The 21,866-nt window shown below is 31.6% G+C and carries 22 protein-coding genes and 1 rRNA gene; 14 read left to right on the top strand and 9 right to left on the bottom strand.

Translation table 11 applies throughout. The features are described from left to right. Window positions 1–7: 7 nt before the first annotated feature. Window positions 8–619, top strand: a complete 612-nt coding sequence (locus tag Q4Q39_RS14280) for an IMPACT family protein (protein WP_303283205.1) — start codon at window positions 8–10, stop codon at window positions 617–619. Here the strand turns inward: Q4Q39_RS14280 and Q4Q39_RS14275 are convergent. Beyond that, on the bottom strand, window positions 616–1,014 hold the full coding sequence (locus Q4Q39_RS14275) for an acyl-CoA thioesterase (RefSeq protein ID WP_303283204.1): 399 nt from the start codon (window positions 1,012–1,014) through the stop codon (window positions 616–618). The genes Q4Q39_RS14280 and Q4Q39_RS14275 overlap by 4 nt on opposite strands. 190 nt (window positions 1,015–1,204) lie before the next feature. Here Q4Q39_RS14275 and dnaA point away from each other — a divergent pair, with 190 nt between their 5' ends. Genes dnaA through Q4Q39_RS14260 form a run of 3 tightly spaced genes read left to right on the top strand, consistent with a single transcriptional unit; the run spans window position 1,205 to window position 3,826 of the window. Beyond that, a complete protein-coding gene (gene dnaA, locus Q4Q39_RS14270) occupies window positions 1,205–2,632 on the top strand; it encodes a chromosomal replication initiator protein DnaA (protein WP_303283203.1) in 1,428 nt (475 codons plus the stop codon). Window positions 2,633–2,644: 12 nt separating this feature from the next. Next, window positions 2,645–3,097 (top strand): low molecular weight protein-tyrosine-phosphatase, encoded by a 453-nt coding sequence (locus Q4Q39_RS14265; protein WP_303283202.1) that lies wholly within the window; start codon window positions 2,645–2,647, stop codon window positions 3,095–3,097. 12 nt (window positions 3,098–3,109) lie between these two features. Then, window positions 3,110–3,826, top strand: coding sequence for an SAM-dependent methyltransferase (locus Q4Q39_RS14260; RefSeq protein WP_303283201.1), 717 nt, complete (start codon window positions 3,110–3,112; stop codon window positions 3,824–3,826). Window positions 3,827–3,832: 6 nt separating this feature from the next. On the opposite strand, the gene Q4Q39_RS14255 is transcribed toward Q4Q39_RS14260, so the two are convergent. The 5 genes from Q4Q39_RS14255 to dapF form a co-directional block, all read right to left on the bottom strand. Continuing rightward, window positions 3,833–4,483 carry a lysozyme family protein gene (locus Q4Q39_RS14255; RefSeq protein ID WP_303283200.1) on the bottom strand — a complete coding sequence of 217 codons (651 nt, stop codon included), beginning with the start codon at window positions 4,481–4,483 and terminating at the stop codon, window positions 3,833–3,835. Window positions 4,484–4,593: 110 nt separating this feature from the next. Further along, window positions 4,594–5,505: a DUF2279 domain-containing protein gene (locus Q4Q39_RS14250; protein ID WP_303283198.1), complete on the bottom strand. Its 912-nt coding sequence runs from the start codon at window positions 5,503–5,505 to the stop codon at window positions 4,594–4,596. Further along, on the bottom strand, window positions 5,505–6,548 hold the full coding sequence (mltG, locus tag Q4Q39_RS14245; RefSeq protein WP_303283196.1) for an endolytic transglycosylase MltG: 1,044 nt from the start codon (window positions 6,546–6,548) through the stop codon (window positions 5,505–5,507). Before mltG ends, Q4Q39_RS14250 begins: the two co-directional genes overlap by 1 nt. A gap of 1 nt (window position 6,549) precedes the next feature. Then, complete coding sequence (locus Q4Q39_RS14240) at window positions 6,550–7,074, bottom strand: GNAT family N-acetyltransferase (RefSeq protein WP_303283194.1); 525 nt, start codon at window positions 7,072–7,074, stop codon at window positions 6,550–6,552. Continuing rightward, window positions 7,071–7,844: a diaminopimelate epimerase gene (dapF, locus tag Q4Q39_RS14235; RefSeq protein ID WP_303283192.1), complete on the bottom strand. Its 774-nt coding sequence runs from the start codon at window positions 7,842–7,844 to the stop codon at window positions 7,071–7,073. Before dapF ends, Q4Q39_RS14240 begins: the two co-directional genes overlap by 4 nt. A gap of 148 nt (window positions 7,845–7,992) precedes the next feature. Here dapF and Q4Q39_RS14230 point away from each other — a divergent pair, with 148 nt between their 5' ends. From Q4Q39_RS14230 to trmD, 4 genes are all read left to right on the top strand, one after another. After that, window positions 7,993–9,402 (top strand): trypsin-like peptidase domain-containing protein, encoded by a 1,410-nt coding sequence (locus tag Q4Q39_RS14230; RefSeq protein ID WP_303283191.1) that lies wholly within the window; start codon window positions 7,993–7,995, stop codon window positions 9,400–9,402. Window positions 9,403–9,537: 135 nt separating this feature from the next. Next, on the top strand, window positions 9,538–10,986 hold the full coding sequence (locus Q4Q39_RS14225) for a glyceraldehyde-3-phosphate dehydrogenase (protein ID WP_303283190.1): 1,449 nt from the start codon (window positions 9,538–9,540) through the stop codon (window positions 10,984–10,986). 130 nt (window positions 10,987–11,116) lie between these two features. Then, on the top strand, window positions 11,117–11,725 hold the full coding sequence (locus Q4Q39_RS14220) for a tRNA (guanine-N1)-methyltransferase (protein WP_303283188.1): 609 nt from the start codon (window positions 11,117–11,119) through the stop codon (window positions 11,723–11,725). A gap of 142 nt (window positions 11,726–11,867) precedes the next feature. Then, entirely contained in the window at window positions 11,868–12,551 is a 684-nt protein-coding gene (trmD, locus tag Q4Q39_RS14215; protein ID WP_303283186.1) for a tRNA (guanosine(37)-N1)-methyltransferase TrmD, read from the top strand. Here trmD and Q4Q39_RS14210 read toward each other — a convergent pair. Then, on the bottom strand, window positions 12,548–12,730 hold the full coding sequence (locus Q4Q39_RS14210; protein WP_303283184.1) for a hypothetical protein: 183 nt from the start codon (window positions 12,728–12,730) through the stop codon (window positions 12,548–12,550). The genes trmD and Q4Q39_RS14210 overlap by 4 nt on opposite strands. A 248-nt stretch (window positions 12,731–12,978) precedes the next feature. On the opposite strand from Q4Q39_RS14210, the gene rplS reads away from it, so the two are divergent. From rplS to Q4Q39_RS14180, 6 genes are all read left to right on the top strand, one after another. Further along, complete coding sequence (rplS, locus tag Q4Q39_RS14205; protein WP_303283182.1) at window positions 12,979–13,329, top strand: 50S ribosomal protein L19; 351 nt, start codon at window positions 12,979–12,981, stop codon at window positions 13,327–13,329. A gap of 858 nt (window positions 13,330–14,187) precedes the next feature. Continuing rightward, complete coding sequence (locus Q4Q39_RS14200; RefSeq protein WP_303283181.1) at window positions 14,188–16,398, top strand: NADP-dependent isocitrate dehydrogenase; 2,211 nt, start codon at window positions 14,188–14,190, stop codon at window positions 16,396–16,398. Window positions 16,399–16,475: 77 nt separating this feature from the next. Next, window positions 16,476–18,851 carry a TonB-dependent receptor gene (locus Q4Q39_RS14195; protein ID WP_303283180.1) on the top strand — a complete coding sequence of 792 codons (2,376 nt, stop codon included), beginning with the start codon at window positions 16,476–16,478 and terminating at the stop codon, window positions 18,849–18,851. 4 nt (window positions 18,852–18,855) lie between these two features. After that, window positions 18,856–19,674 carry a DUF4249 family protein gene (locus Q4Q39_RS14190; protein WP_303283179.1) on the top strand — a complete coding sequence of 273 codons (819 nt, stop codon included), beginning with the start codon at window positions 18,856–18,858 and terminating at the stop codon, window positions 19,672–19,674. Window positions 19,675–19,836: 162 nt separating this feature from the next. Continuing rightward, window positions 19,837–20,655 carry an N-acetylmuramic acid 6-phosphate etherase gene (murQ, locus tag Q4Q39_RS14185; protein ID WP_303283178.1) on the top strand — a complete coding sequence of 273 codons (819 nt, stop codon included), beginning with the start codon at window positions 19,837–19,839 and terminating at the stop codon, window positions 20,653–20,655. After that, window positions 20,645–20,881, top strand: coding sequence for a DUF6095 family protein (locus Q4Q39_RS14180; RefSeq protein ID WP_303283177.1), 237 nt, complete (start codon window positions 20,645–20,647; stop codon window positions 20,879–20,881). Before murQ ends, Q4Q39_RS14180 begins: the two co-directional genes overlap by 11 nt. On the opposite strand, the gene Q4Q39_RS14175 is transcribed toward Q4Q39_RS14180, so the two are convergent. Together Q4Q39_RS14175 and rrf are read right to left on the bottom strand one after the other, a co-directional pair. Continuing rightward, window positions 20,878–21,372 (bottom strand): DinB family protein, encoded by a 495-nt coding sequence (locus Q4Q39_RS14175; protein ID WP_303283176.1) that lies wholly within the window; start codon window positions 21,370–21,372, stop codon window positions 20,878–20,880. The two genes, Q4Q39_RS14180 and Q4Q39_RS14175, sit on opposite strands and share 4 nt — an antisense overlap. A 240-nt stretch (window positions 21,373–21,612) precedes the next feature. Then, a 5S ribosomal RNA gene (rrf, locus tag Q4Q39_RS14170) occupies window positions 21,613–21,720 on the bottom strand. Window positions 21,721–21,866: the final 146 nt, after the last annotated feature.

The raw sequence follows: 21,866 nt of genomic DNA, 5'->3' as shown, positions 1-21,866 counted from the left end.
TGTAAAAATGAATGCTATAAAAGACACCTATAAAACAATCCTTAAGGTTTCGGAAGAAAAACTTTATAAAGATAAAAATAGTAAGTTTTATGGTTATGCCTTTCCAGTTTTAACAGAAGACGATGTAAAATCCCATATTGAAGTCTTAAAAAAAACACATCATGCAGCCAGACATTGGTGTTACGCTTATCAATTAGGAACAGAAACCATGACTTATCGCGCCAATGACGATGGAGAGCCTAACAATTCTGCTGGTATGCCAATTTATGGACAAATACAATCCTTTGATGTTACCAATATTTTAATTGTCGTGGTTAGATATTTTGGAGGCGTTAAACTGGGAGTTGGAGGACTCATAAATGCTTACAAAACAACAGCACAATTAGTACTGGAGCATTCAAATATTTTAGAAAAAACAATAAATATAGACTACCTCATTTCGTTTGATTATAAGAATATGAATAAAGTCATGCGAATTATTAAAGAGAAAAACTTAAATATGATCAATCAAGTATTAGAAATGGATTGTAAAATCATTATTTCGGTGAGAAAAAAGGATGCGCAATCTATTTTTGAAATTTTTAACCACTTATTCGAAATAAACATAAAAAAACTCTAATCCTCTAAAAGGTCTAAAAGATATTTTGGAGCTTTTGTAGGCTTATTCGTTTTCGTATCAATAAACACCAAAATTGTGCTAGCAGTTGTTAAAATTTCACCTGCTTTATTGGTGATTTCATATTCAAATTCTATCTTAACCGTAGGAGTTTTCTTTAGTTGAGTTTTTACATTAATTACATCATCATAACTAGCTGATTTCTTATAGTTTATACTCAAAGAAACTACTGGTAACATGATCCCACTTTCTTCCATCATTTTATAAGAAATTCCTAATTTTCTTAACCACTCTACTCTTCCCATTTCAAGGTATAGTGCGTAGTTGCCGTGATACACGACTCCCATTTGGTCAGTTTCACCATATCTCACTCTTATTTGTATTTCGTCGATTTTCATAGGGATAATTAATTTTTTTTTCGTAGTTTCGGCATAAGCTTAAACATGGGGAAAAATTTCTAGAAATTCAATAGTAAATCATTTTTTTTTTAAGAATTTTGTTCACATATTTGCCGCAAGTAAATTGGGTCAGGGGGAAATTCACTCTCTCTATTATAAAACTAACTAATAAATAACGACTAGTAAACTAATGGGTGTAACTGCGCAATCGGTATGGGATAATTGTCTAGATTTTATAAAGGATAACATTCAACCGCAAGCATACAAAACTTGGTTTGAACCTATCATAGCCGTTAAGCTTACAGATAATGCATTGAGCATTCAAGTCCCTAGTAAGTTCTTTTACGAATGGCTTGAAGAGCATTATGTAAAAATCCTTAAGGTTTCACTTACAAAGGAATTAGGAGAGACTGCTAAACTTGTTTACATTATAAAAATGGAAAACACGTATGGCAATAAACAACCTTTTACTGAAAAAATCCCTAGTTCAAATAGAAGCTCGGTAAAGTCTCAAGACGTTGACATTCCTTTTAATAATAAAAGTCCAGAACTAAGAAATCCTTTTGTTATTCCTGGCATTAGAAATGTTAAGATTGAATCTCAACTTAATCCTAATTATAGTTTTGAAAACTTTCTAGAAGGAGATTCCAACCGTTTAGCGCGTAGTGCTGGATTAGCAGTTTCTGCAAAACCAGGAGGCACCTCTTTTAATCCTCTTTTAGTTTTTGGAGGTGTTGGTCTAGGTAAAACACATTTAGCACATGCTATCGGTGTCGATATAAAAGATAAATATCCTGAAAAAACGGTTTTATATATTTCTGCAGAGAAATTTACACAACAATATATAGACGCTGTCAAGAAAAATAACAGAAATGACTTCATTCATTTTTATCAAATTATTGATGTATTAATTATTGATGATGTTCAATTCTTTTCTGGCAAAACAGGAACACAGGATGTCTTTTTCCATATATTTAATCATTTGCATCAAAATGGAAAGCAAGTCATCTTAACTAGCGATAAAGCTCCTGTTGATATGCAAGATATAGAGCAACGTTTATTATCTCGTTTTAAATGGGGACTTTCTGCTGAATTACAAACACCTGACTTTGAAACCAGAGTTTCTATTCTTAAAAATAAATTATATCGAGATGGTGTTGAAATGCCAGAAGATATTATTGAATACGTAGCCAAAAATATTAAAACTAATGTTAGAGAATTAGAAGGGGCTATAATCTCATTAATAGCACAGTCTTCATTCAATAAAAAAGAAATTACGATTGACTTGGCTAGAGTTATAGTTGAGAAATTTGTAAAGAACACTAAACGTGAAGTTTCAATAGATTATATACAAAAAGTAGTATCAGATTATTTCCAAATGGATGTTGACACACTACAATCTAAAACTAGGAAGCGACATATCGTTCAAGCACGTCAATTAGCTATGTTTTTCGCAAAAAAATTCACTAAAGCTTCCTTAGCAAGTATTGGTTCTCAAATAGGCAAACGCGACCATGCAACTGTTTTACATGCTTGCAAAACGGTTGATAATTTATCTTCAACAGATAAACAGTTTAGAAAATATGTTGAAGACATCTCTAAGAAGCTTTCTGTTTAAAATTTACATCCAATGACTAACATTCTGATGGTATGTTTGGGAAACATTTGCCGTTCTCCCTTAGCCGAAGGTATTTTAAAATCTAAACTTTCAAGTGATTTTCACATAGACTCAGCTGGCACGGCTAATTATCATGCAGGTAGTTCTCCAGACAAGCGTTCTATTGCTGTTGCTAGAAAATACGGATTGGATATTTCTCACTTAAAAGGCAGACAATTTAAAACTTCAGATTTTGATTTGTTCGATTTAATTTATGTGATGGATGAATCAAACTTCAGAAATGTTATTTCGTTAGCTAGAAATGATGAAGACCGTGCGAAAGTAAAATTCATTTTAAATGAAGTATATCCAAATCAAAATTATGATGTGCCAGATCCTTATTACGGAGGTGAAGATGGTTTTGAAAATGTATACAAAATGCTAGATGAAGCTTGTGATATAATCGCAAAAAAAACTCTGACTTAAATAAAATTTTTTATGAGCACAGCTAAAGGTAAATTATATTTAATCCCAACAACTTTAGGGGATAATGATCCTTTAGAAGTTTTACCTGCATCAGTCAAGTATTTAATTAAACAAATTGACACCTATATTGTTGAAAATGAAAAGACAGCTAGGCGCTTTATAAAAAAAATAACTCCTGATAAATCGCAACCATCCTTAAATATGTTTCATTTAAACAAATTTACAGATGCAAATGAACTACCTAGTTTTTTATCTCCTTGCTTAAACGGTACTAATATTGGGCTTTTATCTGAAGCTGGGTGCCCTGGTATTGCAGACCCCGGTGCAGACATTGTAAAATTAGCACATCAAAAAAACATTAAAGTAGTACCTCTGGTTGGACCTTCATCAATCTTAATGGCTATGATGAGTTCTGGCATGAATGGTCAAAGCTTTGCCTTTAATGGTTATTTACCTATTGACAAAGGTGAACGAAAAAGTGAGATTAAACGATTAGAAAGACTTTCTTTCGAGCATAATCAATCTCAACTATTTATAGAAACGCCATACAGAAACAATAAGATGCTAGAAGACTTGTGCCATACGTTAGAAAAAAACACAGACATATCTGTAGCATGTGATATTACCTTAAGTACAGAATTTATAAAAACGCAAACCGCAAATGAATGGAAAAAAAATATTGTAGACCTACATAAGAGACCTACAATATTTATTATTCATAAAAGCTAATACTTATTAAATAGCTTTTGCTTCTTTATTTGGCTTCACAAAAGAAGTATCATATCCAGAAAAACGCTTCATGTATTCATGCACAGTCGTACCATAACCATCTGCAAAGTTATCTAAACCATAACTTCTCAAATATTTCTTCACATTTCCTGGACCCGCTAAATGCGCTGCAGCTAGAATACCAGATTCTGTCACTATAATACCATTAATTCGTTTTCCAACAAAATTCTTAATATCACGCCTTAAAATCCATTTATTACGCTCAGCATTAGCAATAAAAGCTCGCTCTTGCAGCTTAGGACTCTTTAAAAATTTATCGGAATTCTTAATTCCAATCATTCTTAAAGTAGATTTCCCAAACTGATACTTGCCTAAGTAACCATATGTGTTCACAGAAAAATAATCACCTCCAGATTCTTTAAAAGCTAAGGCTTCTTTAAATCCTACAAACGACTTACCTAAGTAAGGAGAGAACGATTCGTTTGATGCTAACAAACTAAAGTCTTTACTTGTATTATCACGTACCGTATAATTTAAGTCTAATCCCTTTGTAGAATACTTACTTAAATCAATCGTTTCATCGGATGAAAACGATACACTTAATATAAAACATATTGTAAGTGCGAGGGTAATAAAACTTGCAATATTCTTTACCATAATTTTAAATTTTTTCAGTGTATTTTAATGTAAAATACCCCTTCAAATTTCAGCGTGCAAAATTAGGCTTTTTTTTAATTATTTCAAAATTAATCGATTATGTGCATTTTTTAGTTGTAGAATAGATGAAATACACACTTATTTTTATTGATTTCTAATGTAGGGAATGGTAACTTAACCATACTAAAAACGTCTAAAACTGCTCTCAAAAATTTTGAATTTGTCCTAATCGCATTCAAATTTACATCAAAACTTAAATAGTATTGACGCACCCTATGATTAGTTGTTAACACTTGATTGTCAATATCTTTCGACCCATAAAGCATCCCGTCGGCTCCATAACCTACCGCCAGGTTTAACCATTTTGGGATTTTACTTTCTTTAAAAAAAGAATGTAGATTAGCACTTAACCAATAGGTTTGTCCGTTATAGTCTTTTAATATTTCTTCTAAAAAGTTTTCGCCAAGCTTCTCTGGGTTTAATTTCGCATACCTAGTTTGATGAAAAGAATATTTTAAGGCAATTCTCTGCTCATTCCACAGCAATTCTTGTCCAATATACAAACCAGCTCCTGCTCCGTTTGCCGCAATATCACCCCATGAAAAACCCCATTCTTGCGAATATCCATCTAACACTTCAACAGCTGTTAAAAAACCAAAGCCTAAAGTTGCCCCATAAATTAGCTGATCTTTTTTACTTACACCGCTCCAATTTAATAACTGTGCGCCATGCCTTCCCATCTGATAGGCTGTAAAAGCGTGACCAATTTTATCCATTTGAAGCCATTCATTATTATCGTTAACAGTGTGGAACTTTGAACGATCAAAATCAGCATACCAAAGTTGATTTAATCCTAATAAACTTAAACTCGCTATAGAAGCCTCTGAAATAACAACAGCGTTTCTTCTGGGCTTATTAAGTGTGTCACTAGGTGTTAAAAAATTATCTAGCTTAGATTGTGAATAAGACAGCGAAGACAATAATGTGAGTAACAGAATATGGTTTATAATAAAACGCTTCACTATTTATTAATGCCTTGAGATGATAAGTAACGGTGATATTCTCTGGCATTCGCGTTATGCTGTGCTAAAGTTCTAGCAAATTTATGAAAACCAAGACGTTTCGCATCTGCAGCGAAATATATGTATTTATGTTTTTCATGATTTAAAACCGCATCAATTGCCGAAATATCAGGCATAGCAATTAAACCTGGAGGTAGCCCAGCATACATATATGTATTATAAGGAGAATCAATCTCCATATGTACATTTAAAACACGTTTAATAATAGTATTCTTATATTTTGGCAATTTATAAGCCGCAAATTTAAGCGTAGGGTCTGCTTGTAACGGTATTCCTCTTTTTAATCTATTAACATAAACACCAGCTATCCTAGGCTGTTCTGAAGTCTGTTTAGACTCTTCATAGACTATGGAAGCCAATGCAATTACTTCATCTTGGGACAAATCTATATCTTTTGCTTTATTTTTTCTCGAATCATTCCAAAAACGGTTATACTCTTTAAGCATACGATTTCTAAATGATTCGGCAGAAGTATTCCAGAAAAGCTCATAACTATTAGGCAAGTACATCCCAAGAGCTGTTGCTCCATTAAAATTGTTTTCTTTTAAAAATGTTTGGTCTTTCATTGCATTTAACAAAGAGACACTATCTGCTTCAACTTGAACTGCTATACGCCCTGCTAACTTTTCAAGAGTTTCTTGATTATTAAAAGATACTTTAATTGGTATGTTCTTGCTACGAATAGAATTAATAATATCATTATTACTCATTCCATTTTTAATGGCAAATTTTCCAGCTTTAATATTAACTGTATATTTCTTTTGCTCTGCTAAATCATCAAAAGAATCTATATCATCCAATAAGGGTATTAACTGGTTTCTAACATCTTCATAAACTGCATTAGAAGGAATAAAGATGTATGCCATTTCATTATTAAACTTCGTATTTGGTTTTAGCATGGCTTTATATACAAAATTTGCAAAAAACGCAGCAACTACCAATCCAATAATAACAATTGTAATAAGTATCTTTTTAATGTACATGTTAATTATTTATAAGCTGAAATAAATATTCGTTTTTATAAGAACCATTGGTATGAATCCAATCTTTTTTAAGTCCTATTTTTTTAAATCCCTGATTTGTAAAAAGTTTTATACTTGTTTCATTATCTTCAGAAATATTACAATATAACTGATGTAAACCTAAATGTGTAAAACTATAATCTATTAATAGTTTAAGAGCTTCATAACCATAGCCTTTTCCTCTATCACCTATCTCTTTAACTAAAATACCAACGCCGGCTCTACCGTTTTTAAAATCAAAATCAAATAAATCAATCATTCCTAATGACTCCTCTTTATAACTCGAAATAACCAGACGTAATTGTTTAACTTCAAAAATATCTTTATGAGCTTGTTCTAAATACTGTTTTATTAAATATTTAGAATACGGTGTAATTGTATTACTTATTTCCCATATAGACTCATCATTTTCAATAATATGAATAAATTCTAAATCTTCTGGTTCTAAAGCGCGTAAGTATATATTTTCGCCTTTTAAAGTAATCATATAGTCCCTTTAAAAACAAGTTTAGCAGCCCCGATTAACCATACATTTTTATAGAGTCCATTATCAACTTCAAAAGACACTTTTAACTCTCCTCCTGGTACTTGAAGTGTTATAAGGTTATCTGTTGTTTCATAAATAGCATGCATTGCTAAAGCAACGGCAGTAGCACCCGTACCACACGATAATGTTTCATCTTCTACACCTCGCTCATAAGTTCTAACTGTAAAAATTTGATCACTAACTTTCTTTACGAAATTCACATTGCTACCTGCTTCATTATATGGTTCACCATATCTAATTTTAGATCCTTCTGTTTTAATATCAAAGGCATCTATTTTATTTTCAAATTGCACGTGATGTGGCGACCCTGTATCTAAAAAGACATGATTTTCATGCTTTTCAACTCTATCAACATCTACCATTTGAAGCTTTACAATATCACCATCTATAGTGGCGTGATGTAATCCATCAATCGCTTCAAAAACTGCCATGTTTTCTATAATTCCTAACTGTTTGGCAAATGCAACTAAACAACGTCCACCATTACCACACATAGAGCTTTCATTTCCATCGGCATTATAATAAACCATTTTAAAGTCTAAATCGCTATGGTCTTCTAATAGAATAAGTCCGTCAGCTCCTATGCCAAAACGTCTGTCACAAAGTGTCGCTACTAGTTTGGTATTATTTTTGTCGAAAGTTTGTTGACGATTATCAATCATCACAAAATCGTTTCCTGTTCCTTGATATTTATAAAAAGTCTGTTGCATAATAAAGCACAAAGATATAAATATTAAACGGTATTTTTGATTGTTAAATAGTCGTTAAAATAGGCGTTAAAAATCGTTAAAACGAAATTAGCCATTCAATAAATAATTAATTTTAGTCGTTAATACATTGTAATTAAATTTAACATTTATGAAAAAGTTTTTATCATTAGTATTGGTTTCTGCATTAGGAGGTGTTTTAACCCTTGGTGCTTATAAACTATTTTTAGAAAAAGAAAACAAAAATATAGTAGTAACTGCTACAGACTCTATTCCTACCTTTTTACCAACGGGAAACATTAATAGCCCATTAAAAGCCTATGAAAATTCAGATTTTATAACTGCTGCCGAAAACACAGTTAATGCTGTGGTACACGTAAAAAATGTATCGATTAGCTCTGGACAGATGACTTTTGAGGATTTATTTTTTGGCAGACGTTCCCAGCGTCCTCAATTAGGTACAGGCTCTGGTGTTATAATCAATGCTAACGGTTATATTATAACAAATAATCATGTTATTAAAAATGCACATGAATTATCGGTAACAATGAATAATAATAAAACTTATGAAGCCAAATTGGTTGGTACAGACCCAAAAACAGATATAGCACTTTTAAAAATTGATACAGATGAAGATTTACCTTATGTAACATTTGCTGATTCGGATGAAGTTAAAATTGGTGAATGGGTTCTAGCTGTTGGGAATCCATTTAATTTAACATCTACGGTTACAGCTGGAATTATTAGTGCGAAATCCAGAAATTTAGATCCTTCTGGACGTTATACGCAATCGTTTCTACAAACCGATGCTGCAGTAAATCCTGGTAATTCCGGTGGTGCCCTAGTTAATACTAATGGCGAACTTATTGGTATTAACACTGCTATATCTTCACAAACTGGCTCTTATGTTGGTTACTCCTTTGCCGTACCAAGTAATATTGCTCGTAGAGTTATTGAGGATATTATGGAGTATGGAAATGTGCAAAATGGTATTTTAGGTATAAGTGGCCGCACTTTAAATAGTGAATTTGCTGAACAATTAGGTATTGATGATACACAAGGTGTTTATGTAGGTAGTATTGTTGAAGATTCTGGAGCTGAAAAATCCGGAGTTAAAAAAGGAGACATTATAAAAGAGATTGATAATGTTAAAGTTTCCAAGTTTTCAGATTTAATTGGTCATATTAGTGCAAAAAGAGCTAACGATGTAGTAAACTTAACACTTTCAAGAAATGGTACGTTAAGAACAGTTCCTGTAACTCTAATTAAGAATGAAACATTCAAAATGCCTTTAGTAGGGCGTATAAAAAATGCTAAACAAGAAGATTTAAAGAAATTCAATACACCTAATGGTGTGAAAATAATTGAGCTTGACCAAGAATACGCTGAGTATTGGAAGAATAATGGTGTAAGTGAAGGTTCTATTATTACATCTATTAATGATATAAAAGTAAACTCAGTTGACGATGTGCAAAACGCTTTACAAGATAAATCTTTGGGATCCTTAAGAATTGAGCTTATAAATTCTAAGGGGGAAAAAGAACGCTACAACTTCAGATAAATAAAGTATTACCTCGGTATTTAAACCCTTCAAAAAAACAATGATTTTTTGAAGGGTTATTTTTTTATCAAAATACGCTACGAAAACGTTTGAAATATGATACTTTTGCCAAAAATTTAACTAAACTATTTTACAATGTCTTTTAACAAAGCTTATGAAAATGAGTTAGCCTTTCAAGCAGATCGTCGAAGAGCTACCGTAGAATTTATTAAAATTATAAGTGATCTTTGGTACGATAAGTCCATAGAACTAGTAATTTTTAGAAATCAACTTATCGATAGAAATGTGAGTCAAATTTTAAACCTACATGAATATGCTGGTAAATTTGTACAAAAACCTATCTCCATTTTTGATTCAGTAGAAATTGCACAAGCTATTAAAACGCTTGATGTTCCTCCTGCTAAATTGGATATTGGAAAACTTACTTATGAATTTCATTTAGAGGAAAACAAGCATAATAATGCGACCGCTTTTGTTGCTAGAAAATTAAAAGATGCTAGTAAAAATGGAGACATTCTTCCTAAAGATGTTATTCTTTATGGTTTTGGTAGAATTGGACGTTTAGTCGCTCGTGAACTTATGACACGTACGGGCAAAGGAAGCCAACTGCGATTAAGAGCCATCGTAACTCGTGGTGAGATTAATGAAAAAATACTTGAAAAACGAGCGTCTTTATTGCGTAACGATTCTGTACATGGTGACTTTTCAGGAACCGTTTCTGTTGATGTAAAAAACAGCGCTTTAATTATTAATGGAACCACTGTTAATATTATTTCTGCAAATGCTCCAGAAGATATTGATTATACTAAGTACAAAATAAAAGGAGCTTTAGTAATTGATAATACTGGCGCTTTTAGAGATAAAAAAGCTTTAAGCAGGCATTTAAAATCTAAAGGAGTTGATAAAGTATTACTAACTGCTCCTGGAAAAGAAATCCCAAATATTGTTTATGGTGTAAACCATACAGAAAACAACCCTGATAAAGTTAATATTTTTTCTGCAGCATCTTGTACTACAAATGCTATCACACCAGTTTTAAAAGCCATCGAAGATTCATTTGGTGTAAAATCTGGTCACTTAGAAACAATTCACGCCTATACAAACGATCAGAATTTAGTAGATAATTTTCATAGCAAATACCGTCGTGGACGTGCCGCAGGTCTTAATATGGTTATTACAGAAACTGGAGCAGGAAGCGCTGTTGCTAAAGCTTTACCTAGTTTAGAAGGAAAACTTACATCAAACGCTATTCGTGTACCAGTTCCTAACGGATCTTTGGCAATTTTAAATTTAGAATTAAAAACCAAGACAACCTTAAATAGTGTCAATACTATTTTAAAGAAATATGCTTTAGAAGGTGATTTAGTAGAACAAATTAAATTTGAACTAAGTGATGAGTTAGTATCTAGTGATATTGTTGGATGCTCAGCACCTTCTATTTACGATAGTAAAGCCACTATAGTGCGTAAAGACGGTAAAAATATTGTAATGTATATATGGTATGATAACGAGTATGGATATAGTCACCAAGTTATTAGACTTGCAAAATATATTGCTAAAGTAAGACGTTATACATATTATTAATATTAATGAGCATCTAAATTGAATTTTTAATCGTATATAAATTAGCCTCATTAAATGAGGCTTTTTACTTATTTATAACCGTATATAAACAATATTTTATAACTTCGTAAACTATTTAAACCAATCGTAAATGAATTCCTTTAAGCAAGTCTCTCTTATAGTAGTATTTTTTATTTTCTCATCAGCCTCATTTTCTCAAATAAAAAAAGAAACAGACAATCTTTCTTTAAATAGCGGAACAATAGATAGTCAGTTTGAATTTGTAATAAGAAAGTCTAATAAATATCAAGACTATAAGGTTGTAAAGAAAAATTGGTTATACACACTTAAAGCACATACACTTGATTCTTTGAAAGCTGTACGTAAAGATCTTGTGGATACCAGACTTATTGTTAAAAAACAAGATAAAGAGATTTCGGATTTAAAATTAAATCTTAATAATACACAAAGCGACTTAGACAAAACCAATACAGAGAAAGACAATATGGCGCTGTTTGGTATGCAAATGAGTAAAACTGGTTATAACGTGCTTATGTGGAGTATTATTGCTGGTTTATTAGCACTTCTACTTTTCTTTATTTATAAATTCAAAAATAGTAATGCTATTACTAAAGGTGCTAAACATGCACTAGCTGAGATTGAAGAAGAATTTGAAGAACATCGTAAAACAGCATTGGAACGCGAACAAAAAGTAAGACGTCAGCTACAAGATGAAATAAACAAACAAAAAGGGTTGTAAAAATTCTTTCTAAGAATAAACTTAAAAATCTGTAATTAAACTTACAGATTTTTTTTTGGTTATGGTTTAACAAATGGCTCGTAAAAAGACAATCCAAAATAACAAACAATTAAATTATCTTTGCAATTCTTAAGACAACCCTATGCGTATAGATATTATTACTGTTTTACCAGAATTACTTAAAAGCCCTTTTGAAGCCTCAATTTTAAAACGCGCTATTCAAGCTGGTCTGGTAGAAGTTCATTTTCATAATTTACGAGATTATACTACAGATAATTACAAATCTATTGATGATACGCAATTTGGTGGCGGTGCTGGTATGGTAATGATGGTAGAACCTATAGATACATGTATTTCTGCCCTTAAAGCAGAAAGAGAATATGACGAGATTATTTATATGACGCCAGACGGCGAAACATTAAAACAAGGTATTGCTAACCAAATATCTTTAAAAGAAAATATAATTATTCTATGTGGTCATTATAAAGGAGTAGACCAACGTGTACGCGACCATCTTATAACTAGAGAAATTTCTATTGGTGATTACGTACTATCTGGTGGTGAATTAGGGGCAGCCGTACTTTGTGATGCTGTAATACGATTAATTCCTGGGGTACTAGGAAATGAAACTTCAGCCTTAACGGATTCGTTTCAAGATGATTTATTAGCGCCGCCTATCTATACAAAACCTCGCGATTACAAAGGTTGGAAAGTCCCAGAATTATTATTTAGTGGAAACCTCCCTGAAATTGAAAAATGGCGTGAAGAACAGGCATATCAACGAACTAAAGATAAACGACCAGATTTATTGGAGGATGAATCCTAATCATCATTTAAATGATCAAAATCATCATCAAATTCTCCCGTTATACCATAATTACTCCCTCCTCCATATTTGGTATACTTGGTAAATAAATAAGCTATTAATAAAATAAAAAAAACGCCTCCACCAAGAACAAGCCATTCTTCGAGAGTTGGATTGTATACAAGAAGAATTAACATCATATAAATTTAGTTTTAGTAAAATAAATATAATTAATAAAAAACAATAACTATCTAGCTTCACAATATCATTTTGCAGTAGAAAAGAGAGAGGATAGCTTAACTTTTTAAGCATAAAAGGAATCACATAAAAAATATAATTATTAATTGTTCATTATTAATAATTAACTATCTTTGCAGCCAATTTCGGGTTAACCTCTGGCGAGAATCGTGAATGTTGTTCTGATTTAATTATAATTAAATTTAAAGATATGGAATCTTTAGTAAAATTTGTACAAGACGAATTTGTAACAAGAAAAGATTTACCAGAATTTTCAGCTGGTGATACAATTACTGTTTATTACGAAATTAAAGAAGGAAGTAAAACAAGAACTCAGTTTTTTAGAGGTGTTGTAATACAAAGAAGAGGATCTGGAACATCAGAAACTTTTACCATTAGAAAAATGTCAGGATCAATTGGCGTTGAACGTATTTTCCCAATTAATTTACCTGCATTACAAAAAATAGAAGTTAACAAACGTGGTCAAGTACGTAGAGCAAGAATCTACTACTTTAGAGGCCTTACTGGTAAAAAAGCCAGAATTAAAGAGCGTAGACATTAATAACGATTTATTGCAAAAGCAATTATTTAAAAGCCTTGATCTATATCAAGGCTTTTTTTATTAACAAAAGTTAATAAGTATGGTTCATAAATCGTTGATATCTAATGCTTTGAAAAGTTTGTTTATTTAGTTTCTGGTCTTATATTAGCAACATAGAAATAATAACAACCTTTGGTTGGTTTTGTGGCAACATAAATTTATATTATTCTTAATAAGGTAACGTTCTTTATTATATAATTGTTTTTTGAGGTTTTTTAGAGCCACGTGTATGCGTGTGTAAGCTAAAAACCATGATATTGCAAAAAGTCCTAAATACGAAAGTAGTTAGCAACTAGTGTAATTGAAAGCTTAAAAAACAACAGAATCGAAAGTGAATGTTGTAATATGGGCAATGCTATCAACAAGCTTAACGTGAAAACGAAAAGCATAGTTAATAGGATCAAGAAAAACAATTAAAAGAAACATGCTTAGTAATAGGTCAATGCATATTGAAATTACTAATCTGTTTCGTTGAAATAATAGCACTTGAATTGAAAAAATTTAAATGTAAATTTAAATTGATTTAGTAGCAATACTAATTAGGTCACGTTATATTATTTCAAAGAAAGCCATGTCAGAGAAGATTTATTCTTCCGTGATATGGCTTTTGTTATTTTACAACTTCAGCTCCTGTTTTTTATTAAATCCTTACTATCTGCATATTTTTTTACAATTCCATTAAAACTATTCCTTTTTAATTGTTTTTCATACAATATTTAAACATTTTTAATCATGCATTTTCGTATATTCGCAAGGCTAAAAACGAATCTACTTATATACGTGTTTTTAGCTTTATAATAATTCAAAAAAAAGACACCAATGTCCAAAATTATTTATACCAAAACAGATGAGGCACCAGCTCTAGCAACACGCTCATTTTTACCTATTGTTAAAGCTTTTATTAAATCTTCAGGAATCAATATTGAAACCAAAGATATTTCTTTAGCAGCCAGGATTTTAGCTGTTTTTCCTGATTTTTTAAATGAAGATCAGCGTGTTTCAGACGATCTTGCTTTTCTTGGAGAATTGGCTAAAAAACCAGAAGCTAATATTATAAAATTACCTAATATTAGTGCATCCATTCCTCAATTAAAAGGAGCTATAAAAGAGTTGCAGTCGCAAGGTTTTGATATTCCTAATTATCCGGATACTCCAAAAAACGATTCTGAAAAAGATATTAAATCTCGTTACGATAAAATTAAAGGTAGTGCCGTTAATCCTGTTCTTCGTGAAGGAAATTCAGATAGACGTGCGCCTAAAGCTGTAAAGAATTATGCTAAAAAGAACCCACATTCTATGGGCGTATGGACTAGTGATTCTAAAACGCATGTAGCCACAATGCAATCTGGAGATTTCGCACATAACGAAAAATCGGTAACCATACCAGAAGCTACAAGTGTAAAAATACAGCATACAGATAATAATGGTAATACTACTATTTTAAAAGATAATATTGCTTTATTAGAAGAAGAAATAATCGATTCTACGGTTATGAACAAAAAGGCTCTTGTTTTATTTTTAGATGAACAAATTGCTGATGCCAGAAATAATAACCTGCTCTTTTCTTTACATATGAAAGGGACTATGATGAAGGTTAGTGATCCAATCATATTTGGTCATGCTGTGAGATCATACTATAAAAGTGTATTTGAAAAGCATGGTGATATAATAAAAGAGTTAAATGTTAATGTAAATTCTGGAGTTAGTAATCTCTTAAGTAGAATTGAAGAACTTCCAGATGACAAACGTAAAGAAATAGAAGGAGATATTGCTGCTGTTTATCAAAACGGTCCTGCTATTGCTATGGTAAATAGTGATAAAGGTATTACAAACTTACACGTCCCTAGTGATGTTATTATTGATGCCTCTATGCCAGCAATGATTCGTACATCTGGTCAAATGTGGAATGCAGATGGCAAACTTCAAGACACCAAAGCTGTTATACCAGACAGTAGTTACGCTGGTATTTATGCAGCTACCATCGATTTTTGTAAAAAACATGGCGCTTTTGATCCAACTACAATGGGAACGGTTCCTAATGTTGGACTTATGGCGCAAAAAGCTGAAGAGTATGGATCTCATGATAAAACCTTTGAAATAGAATCAGAAGGGACTGTTCGTGTTATTGATGCTTCAGGAAACACATTATTAGAGCATACCGTAGAAGAAGGAGATATCTGGAGAATGTGTCAAGTTAAAGACGCTCCTATTCAAGACTGGGTAAAATTAGCAGTAACTCGCGCTAGAGCATCACAAACACCTGCCGTTTTTTGGCTGAATGAAAATAGAGCGCATGATGCTCAATTAATTAAAAAAGTAAATCGTTATTTAAAAGATCACGATACAAACGGATTAGATTTAAGAATCTTATCTCCTGTTGATGCAACAATCTTTACTTGCGAAAGAATTATAGAAGGAAAAGATACTATTTCTGTATCTGGTAACGTATTACGTGATTATTTAACAGACTTGTTTCCAATATTAGAAGTTGGTACAAGTGCAAAAATGCTATCTATAGTTCCTTTAATGAATGGTGGTGGTTTATTTGAAACCGGAGCTGGTGGTTCTGCTCCAAAACACGTACAACAATTATTAGAAGAAAATCACTTACGTTGGGATTCTTTAGGTGAGTTTTTAGCTTTGGCTGTATCATTAGAGCATTTTAGCGAAGTAAATGATAACGCAAAAGCAAAAATTTTAGGTGAAACCTTAGACGATGCTACCGAAAAGTTATTAGAAAACAAAAAAGGGCCTTCTAGAAAAGTTGGTGAATTAGATAATAGAGGAAGTCACTTCTATTTAGCTATGTATTGGGCACAAGAATTAGCGAATCAAACAAAAGATGATGTATTAAAAACAGAATTCACGCCGATAGCAAAGCAATTAGCAGATAATGAAACTACCATTGTAAAAGAGCTAAATGATATTCAAGGAAGTGCTACAGACATAGGCGGTTATTATGAGCCTAATGAAGCGCTTATTAATCAAGTTATGAGACCTAGCAAAACATTAAATTCTATTTTGCAATAATCATATTATCATAAAGAATATTTAAAAGCTCCTTTTTAGGGGCTTTTTTTTATACTTTTATAAAAAAAAGCTATTACATGAAACACCTATTATTATGGTTTATTTTCACGTTATGTTTTAATATTCTATCAACAGAAGCTCAACAAAAGTTTACGCTGAGTGGGACTATTTCAGAAGAAAAAAGTAACGAAACCCTAATTGGTGTTAATATTATCTTTCCTGAGATTCAATCAGGAACTACTACAAATGAATATGGGTTTTATTCCATTACATTACCAGAAGGGAAGTATAAAATTATAATCAGTTATTTAGGCTTTACAGCAAAGTCTGAAACCATTATACTTTCAGAAGATATTACTAAAAACTTCAGCCTAATAGAATCTTCAGAAAACCTAGATGAGATCGTTATTACTGAAAATATTGAAAAACTCAATATAAAAACACCCCAGATGAGTGTTAATAAACTCACATCAAGTACCATAAAAGAAATCCCCGTAGTTCTAGGGGAAGCAGATATTATTAAAGCCATTACATTACTCCCAGGTGTTACTAATGCTGGAGAGGGATCTTCAGGGTTCAATGTTAGAGGAGGCTCGGCAGATCAAAATTTAATACTCTTAGACGAAGCCATCGTTTATAATTCATCCCATTTATTTGGCTTCTTTTCTGTTTTCAATCCAGATGCTATCAAAGACCTTCGATTGTATAAAGGAGGAATTCCTGCAAGGTATGGCGGCAGAGTTTCATCTGTATTAGATATGTATCAAAAAGAAGGGAATAATAAAGAATTCCATATGAATGGAGGTATCGGTATTGTTTCTAGTAGACTATTAGCCGAAGGTCCAATAAAAAAGGAAAAAGGATCTTTTCTTTTTGGTGGTAGATCAAGTTATGCACACATATTTTTGCCCCTTTTTGACATTGATAATATTGCATATTTTTACGACTTAAACACTAAATTAAGTTATAAATTAAATAATAGAAATAACATTTACTTATCCGGATATTTTGGCCGAGATGTTTTTAGAATTGAAGATACTTTTGAAAACACTTATGGAAACTCTGTTTTAAATTTTAGATGGAATCATTTATTTTCAGACAAAATTTTCTCTAACCTATCCTTAATTTACTCTGATTATTACTATGATTTAAAATTAAATTTTGTTGAATTTGATTGGGTTTCTGGTATTCAGAATTTTAATTTAAAATATGATTTCAAGCATTATATCAATGATAAAATAAAACTACAATATGGCTTGAATAGTATTTATTATACATTCAACCCAGGAGATATAAATCCAACTGTAGAATCTTCTGGAGTTAACCCGTTTAAATTAATTGATAAATACGCTTTCGAAAATGCGATTTACTTAGATGCAGAACATAAACTATCGGACAAATTAGCGTTATCTTATGGTTTACGCTTAAGTTCTTTTCACCGTTTGGGTCAAGATGAACTTAATATTTATGAAAACGATCATGCCGTTGTATTTAATGAAAATTTTCAGATTTACGAAAAAGCGCCACCAATAGGCACAGAAAGCTTTAAGCGAAGTGATGTTATTGCTAGCTTTTTTAATTTAGAGCCCAGAGCTTCTCTAGCATATCAATTAAATTCTGAGAACTCTATAAAATTGAGTTATAATAGAATGAGTCAATACTTACATTTATTATCAAATACCAACTCTCCCACACCTTTAGATATTTGGACACCTAGTGGAAAGTATATAAAACCACAATTACTCGATCAATACGCCATCGGTTATTTTAAAAACTTTAAAGACAATAGGTATTCTCTAGAATTGGAAAGTTTTTATAAAAGAGTAAAAAATAGAATAGATTATATAGATGGTGCTGATTTAATTGCCAATAATGCTATTGAACAAGTTATATTAAATGGACGATCAAGAGCCTATGGATTAGAAGTCTTGCTTCGTAAAAATGAAGGAAAATTTAAAGGTTGGCTAGCATATACACTCTCAAAATCTGAACAGCAAACACCAGGAAGAACAGCATCCGAATTAGGTATTAATAATGGTAATTGGTACAAAACACCCTTTGATAAAACTCATGATATTTCGTTTACAGGAAGCTACAAATGGAGTGATCAATGGAAAATAAATGCTAACTTTTTATTCCAAACCGGTCAACCTGCTACGTTTCCAAATGGACAATATATATTCAATGGTATTACCGTACCTAATTACAATGATAGAAATTCAGATAGATTACCATCTTATAATAGATTAGATGTTTCGTTTAACTATACGCCAAAACCTAAGAAAAGTAAACGCTTTCAAAGTTATTGGGTGTTCGGTATATACAATATATACAACCGTAGAAATGCCGCTTCAATATCCTTTGGTCAAAATACAGAAACTGGATTAAATGAAGCTTCTCGATTGGCTATTTTTGGAATCATACCATCAATATCTTATAATTTTAAACTTTAAGATTATGAAAAAAATTAAGTACCTATTCATTTTTTATATGTTTTCATTAGCATCCTGTGAAGACGTCGTGGATATAGATTTGAATACTGCAGAACCAAGATTAGTCATCGATGCATCTTTAAGTTGGGTTAAAGGAACAGATGGAAAAAATCAATCCATTAAATTAAGTTTAACAGCTCCATTTTTTGATAGTATAGTTCCCCCTGCAACTGGAGCTACAGTAACAGTTACAGATTCAAATAATAGTACTTTTGTTTTTAATGAAATAGAAAATTCAGGTATTTACATAAATAATAATTTCCTACCAATATTAAATACCACTTACAATCTAACGATTGTTTATAATAATGAAACGTATACAGCTACTGAAACTTTAATACCCGTAACCCCAATAGAATTTGTGGAACAAAAAAACGATGGTGGTTTTTCTGGTGATGAAACCGAAATAAAAGCATATTACAATGACCCTTCAAATATTAAAAACTTTTATTTATTTGAATTTTTAATTATTAAAAAAAACTCTATAAACCTTGAAGTTTATGATGATGAGTTTACTGATGGCAATCAAATTTTCGCATTTTTTTCAGGTGAAGATCTCGAAACAGGTGATGAATTAAAAATTATGAGTTCTGGGATATCTGAACGTAATTTCGAATTTCTAAATATTTTATTACAACAAACTGATAATGAATCTGGCGACCCATTTGAAACCCAACCTGCAACTGTAAGAGGAAATTGTATAAATCAAACAAACCCAGACAACTATCCTTTTGGCTATTTTAGAGTTTCAGAAACCTCTGTTTTCTCTTATATAATTGAGTGATTTGGTAAAAAAGAAGTAGCAACAAAAAGGTACGCATTTCTAAAAAAAGATATAGTAATCTTAAGACAACTCACTCTTTATGATTTTATAAATGATAAAAAAATTGAAGTTGAAGATATTCTTTATGATTAAAACTGGGGATTAATTCATATTTTTGATCCTATGAGTTTTACAAAAACCACAGAGCAGGATTCCCATTACAACCATCTGGAAAAGATGAGTGTTAATGAATTACTTATCAATATAAATAACGAAGATAAAGCAGTACCATTAGCTGTTGAAAAAGCACTACCTCAAATTAAAAAATTAGTAAAACAGATAGTAGAAAAACTTAAATTAGGTGGACGACTATTTTACATAGGCGCAGGTACAAGTGGACGTTTAGGTATTTTAGACGCATCAGAGTGTCCACCAACGTTTGGGGTTTCTCACGACTTAGTCATCGGTCTTATTGCAGGTGGAGATACAGCCATTAGAAACGCTGTAGAATTTGCAGAGGACTCTCTTACCGAAGGATGGGACGATCTTCAAAAACATAATGTAAATTCAAACGATGTAGTAATAGGTATTGCTGCTTCTGGAACAACACCATATGTTATAGCTGCGCTGGATACATGTAATAAAAATAATATCGTTACTGGATGTATTACATGCAATCTTAATAGCCCACTATCTCTAACAGCAAAATTTCCAATAGAAGTAATAGTAGGTCCAGAATTTGTTACGGGAAGTTCTAGAATGAAAGCTGGTACAGCCCAAAAATTAGTTCTTAATATGATCACAACTTCTACCATGATTCAACTTGGACATATAAAAGGAAACAAAATGGTAGATATGCAATTAAGCAATAATAAGCTAGTTGATAGAGGAGCAAAAATGATTATGAGTGAATTAAAAATCTCAAAAAATGAAGCTCAGCAATTATTAACAAAATATGGTAGTGTACGTTTAGCTATCAAAAATTATAATAATGGAAACTAAAAGAACCAATAAGGATATCCTTGTAAAAGGGTTAAAAACTATGGGAGCTTCTTTAGCAGCTATGTTTTTAGGTCCAATACTCCTTCATATAGCTTTTAGTAATCAAGAAAAGCCTTTATACATTCCTATACTAATTGTAGCTATTATTATTTGTGCATTAGCCGTATATTTAGCTTTTAAAGGACTAAATACTATATTAGATAGTATGTTTAAAAAACAAGACTAATATGCTGTTTCCTTTGGTGTTGTTGGGTTATAACCAAAATCACTATCGTTAATTACTATTCCCAATCTATCTAAAATATAATTTATAATAGCATAGTGATGTATGGTATGGCTATTAGCTTGAGCTAATAAAGCAGATAAAGTATATGTTATTTCTATTTTTCCAAGACCTAAATCATCAATTACACGAATAGTGTTATTGAGATCACCTCTTAAACCATTAAGGTTTTCCATTAAGCTCAATAAATAATCTTTAGCAGAATTACAGCAGGTTTCAATTTTAGTGTCTCTTTTTCTAGCTGTTAAATCTACACTGTTCTCTTCTATATTTAGAATACAGTCATAAAAATCTAAAATATGTCTTAAATGAGACCCAATACTTGAATTATAAGGTGACACGGATGCATTACTTAGTATAGCATCGTCTAACTTATCTAATAAATACTGAGATTTTTGTAATGTATTAAGGGTCGATTTAATAATTATGTCCATGGATACTAAAATAGTTAAATAAACTGTAATAAAGAATAATTTTCCATTAGTCTTCAAAGCATCAATTCCTTACATATAAAAATAAAAAATCCTAAATATCAAATCGTCCTTATGAATGAAGTGTGTTAGACAGTAGTGAATTCATCAAATAAGTACAATGTTTGAGATTCTCGGTTTCGCAGTAATAACAAACGTGTATAAAAACAAAAAACCCTTCATATTTCTATGAAGGGTTTCTAAAAAAGGCAACGACCTACTCTCCCACGAATGTAGTACCATCGGCGCTAATGGGCTTAACTTCTCTGTTCGGAATGGTAAGAGGTGAGCCCCATCGCTATAACCACCTTAAGTTTTAAGTTAGCAGTCCCAGTAATCAGTTTTCAGTAACCTAATACTGCAAACTGTGACCGGACACTGTCAACTGCGCTGCGCGCAAATATCTTAACATATTGAAAAAAGACCTTGAAGGCCATCCGATACATAAATAACTATAA

It is taken from the genome of Flavivirga amylovorans (genome assembly GCF_030540875.1).
GTDB lineage: Bacteria > Bacteroidota > Bacteroidia > Flavobacteriales > Flavobacteriaceae > Flavivirga > Flavivirga amylovorans.
This window is presented reverse-complemented; position numbering and strand designations above follow the sequence as displayed.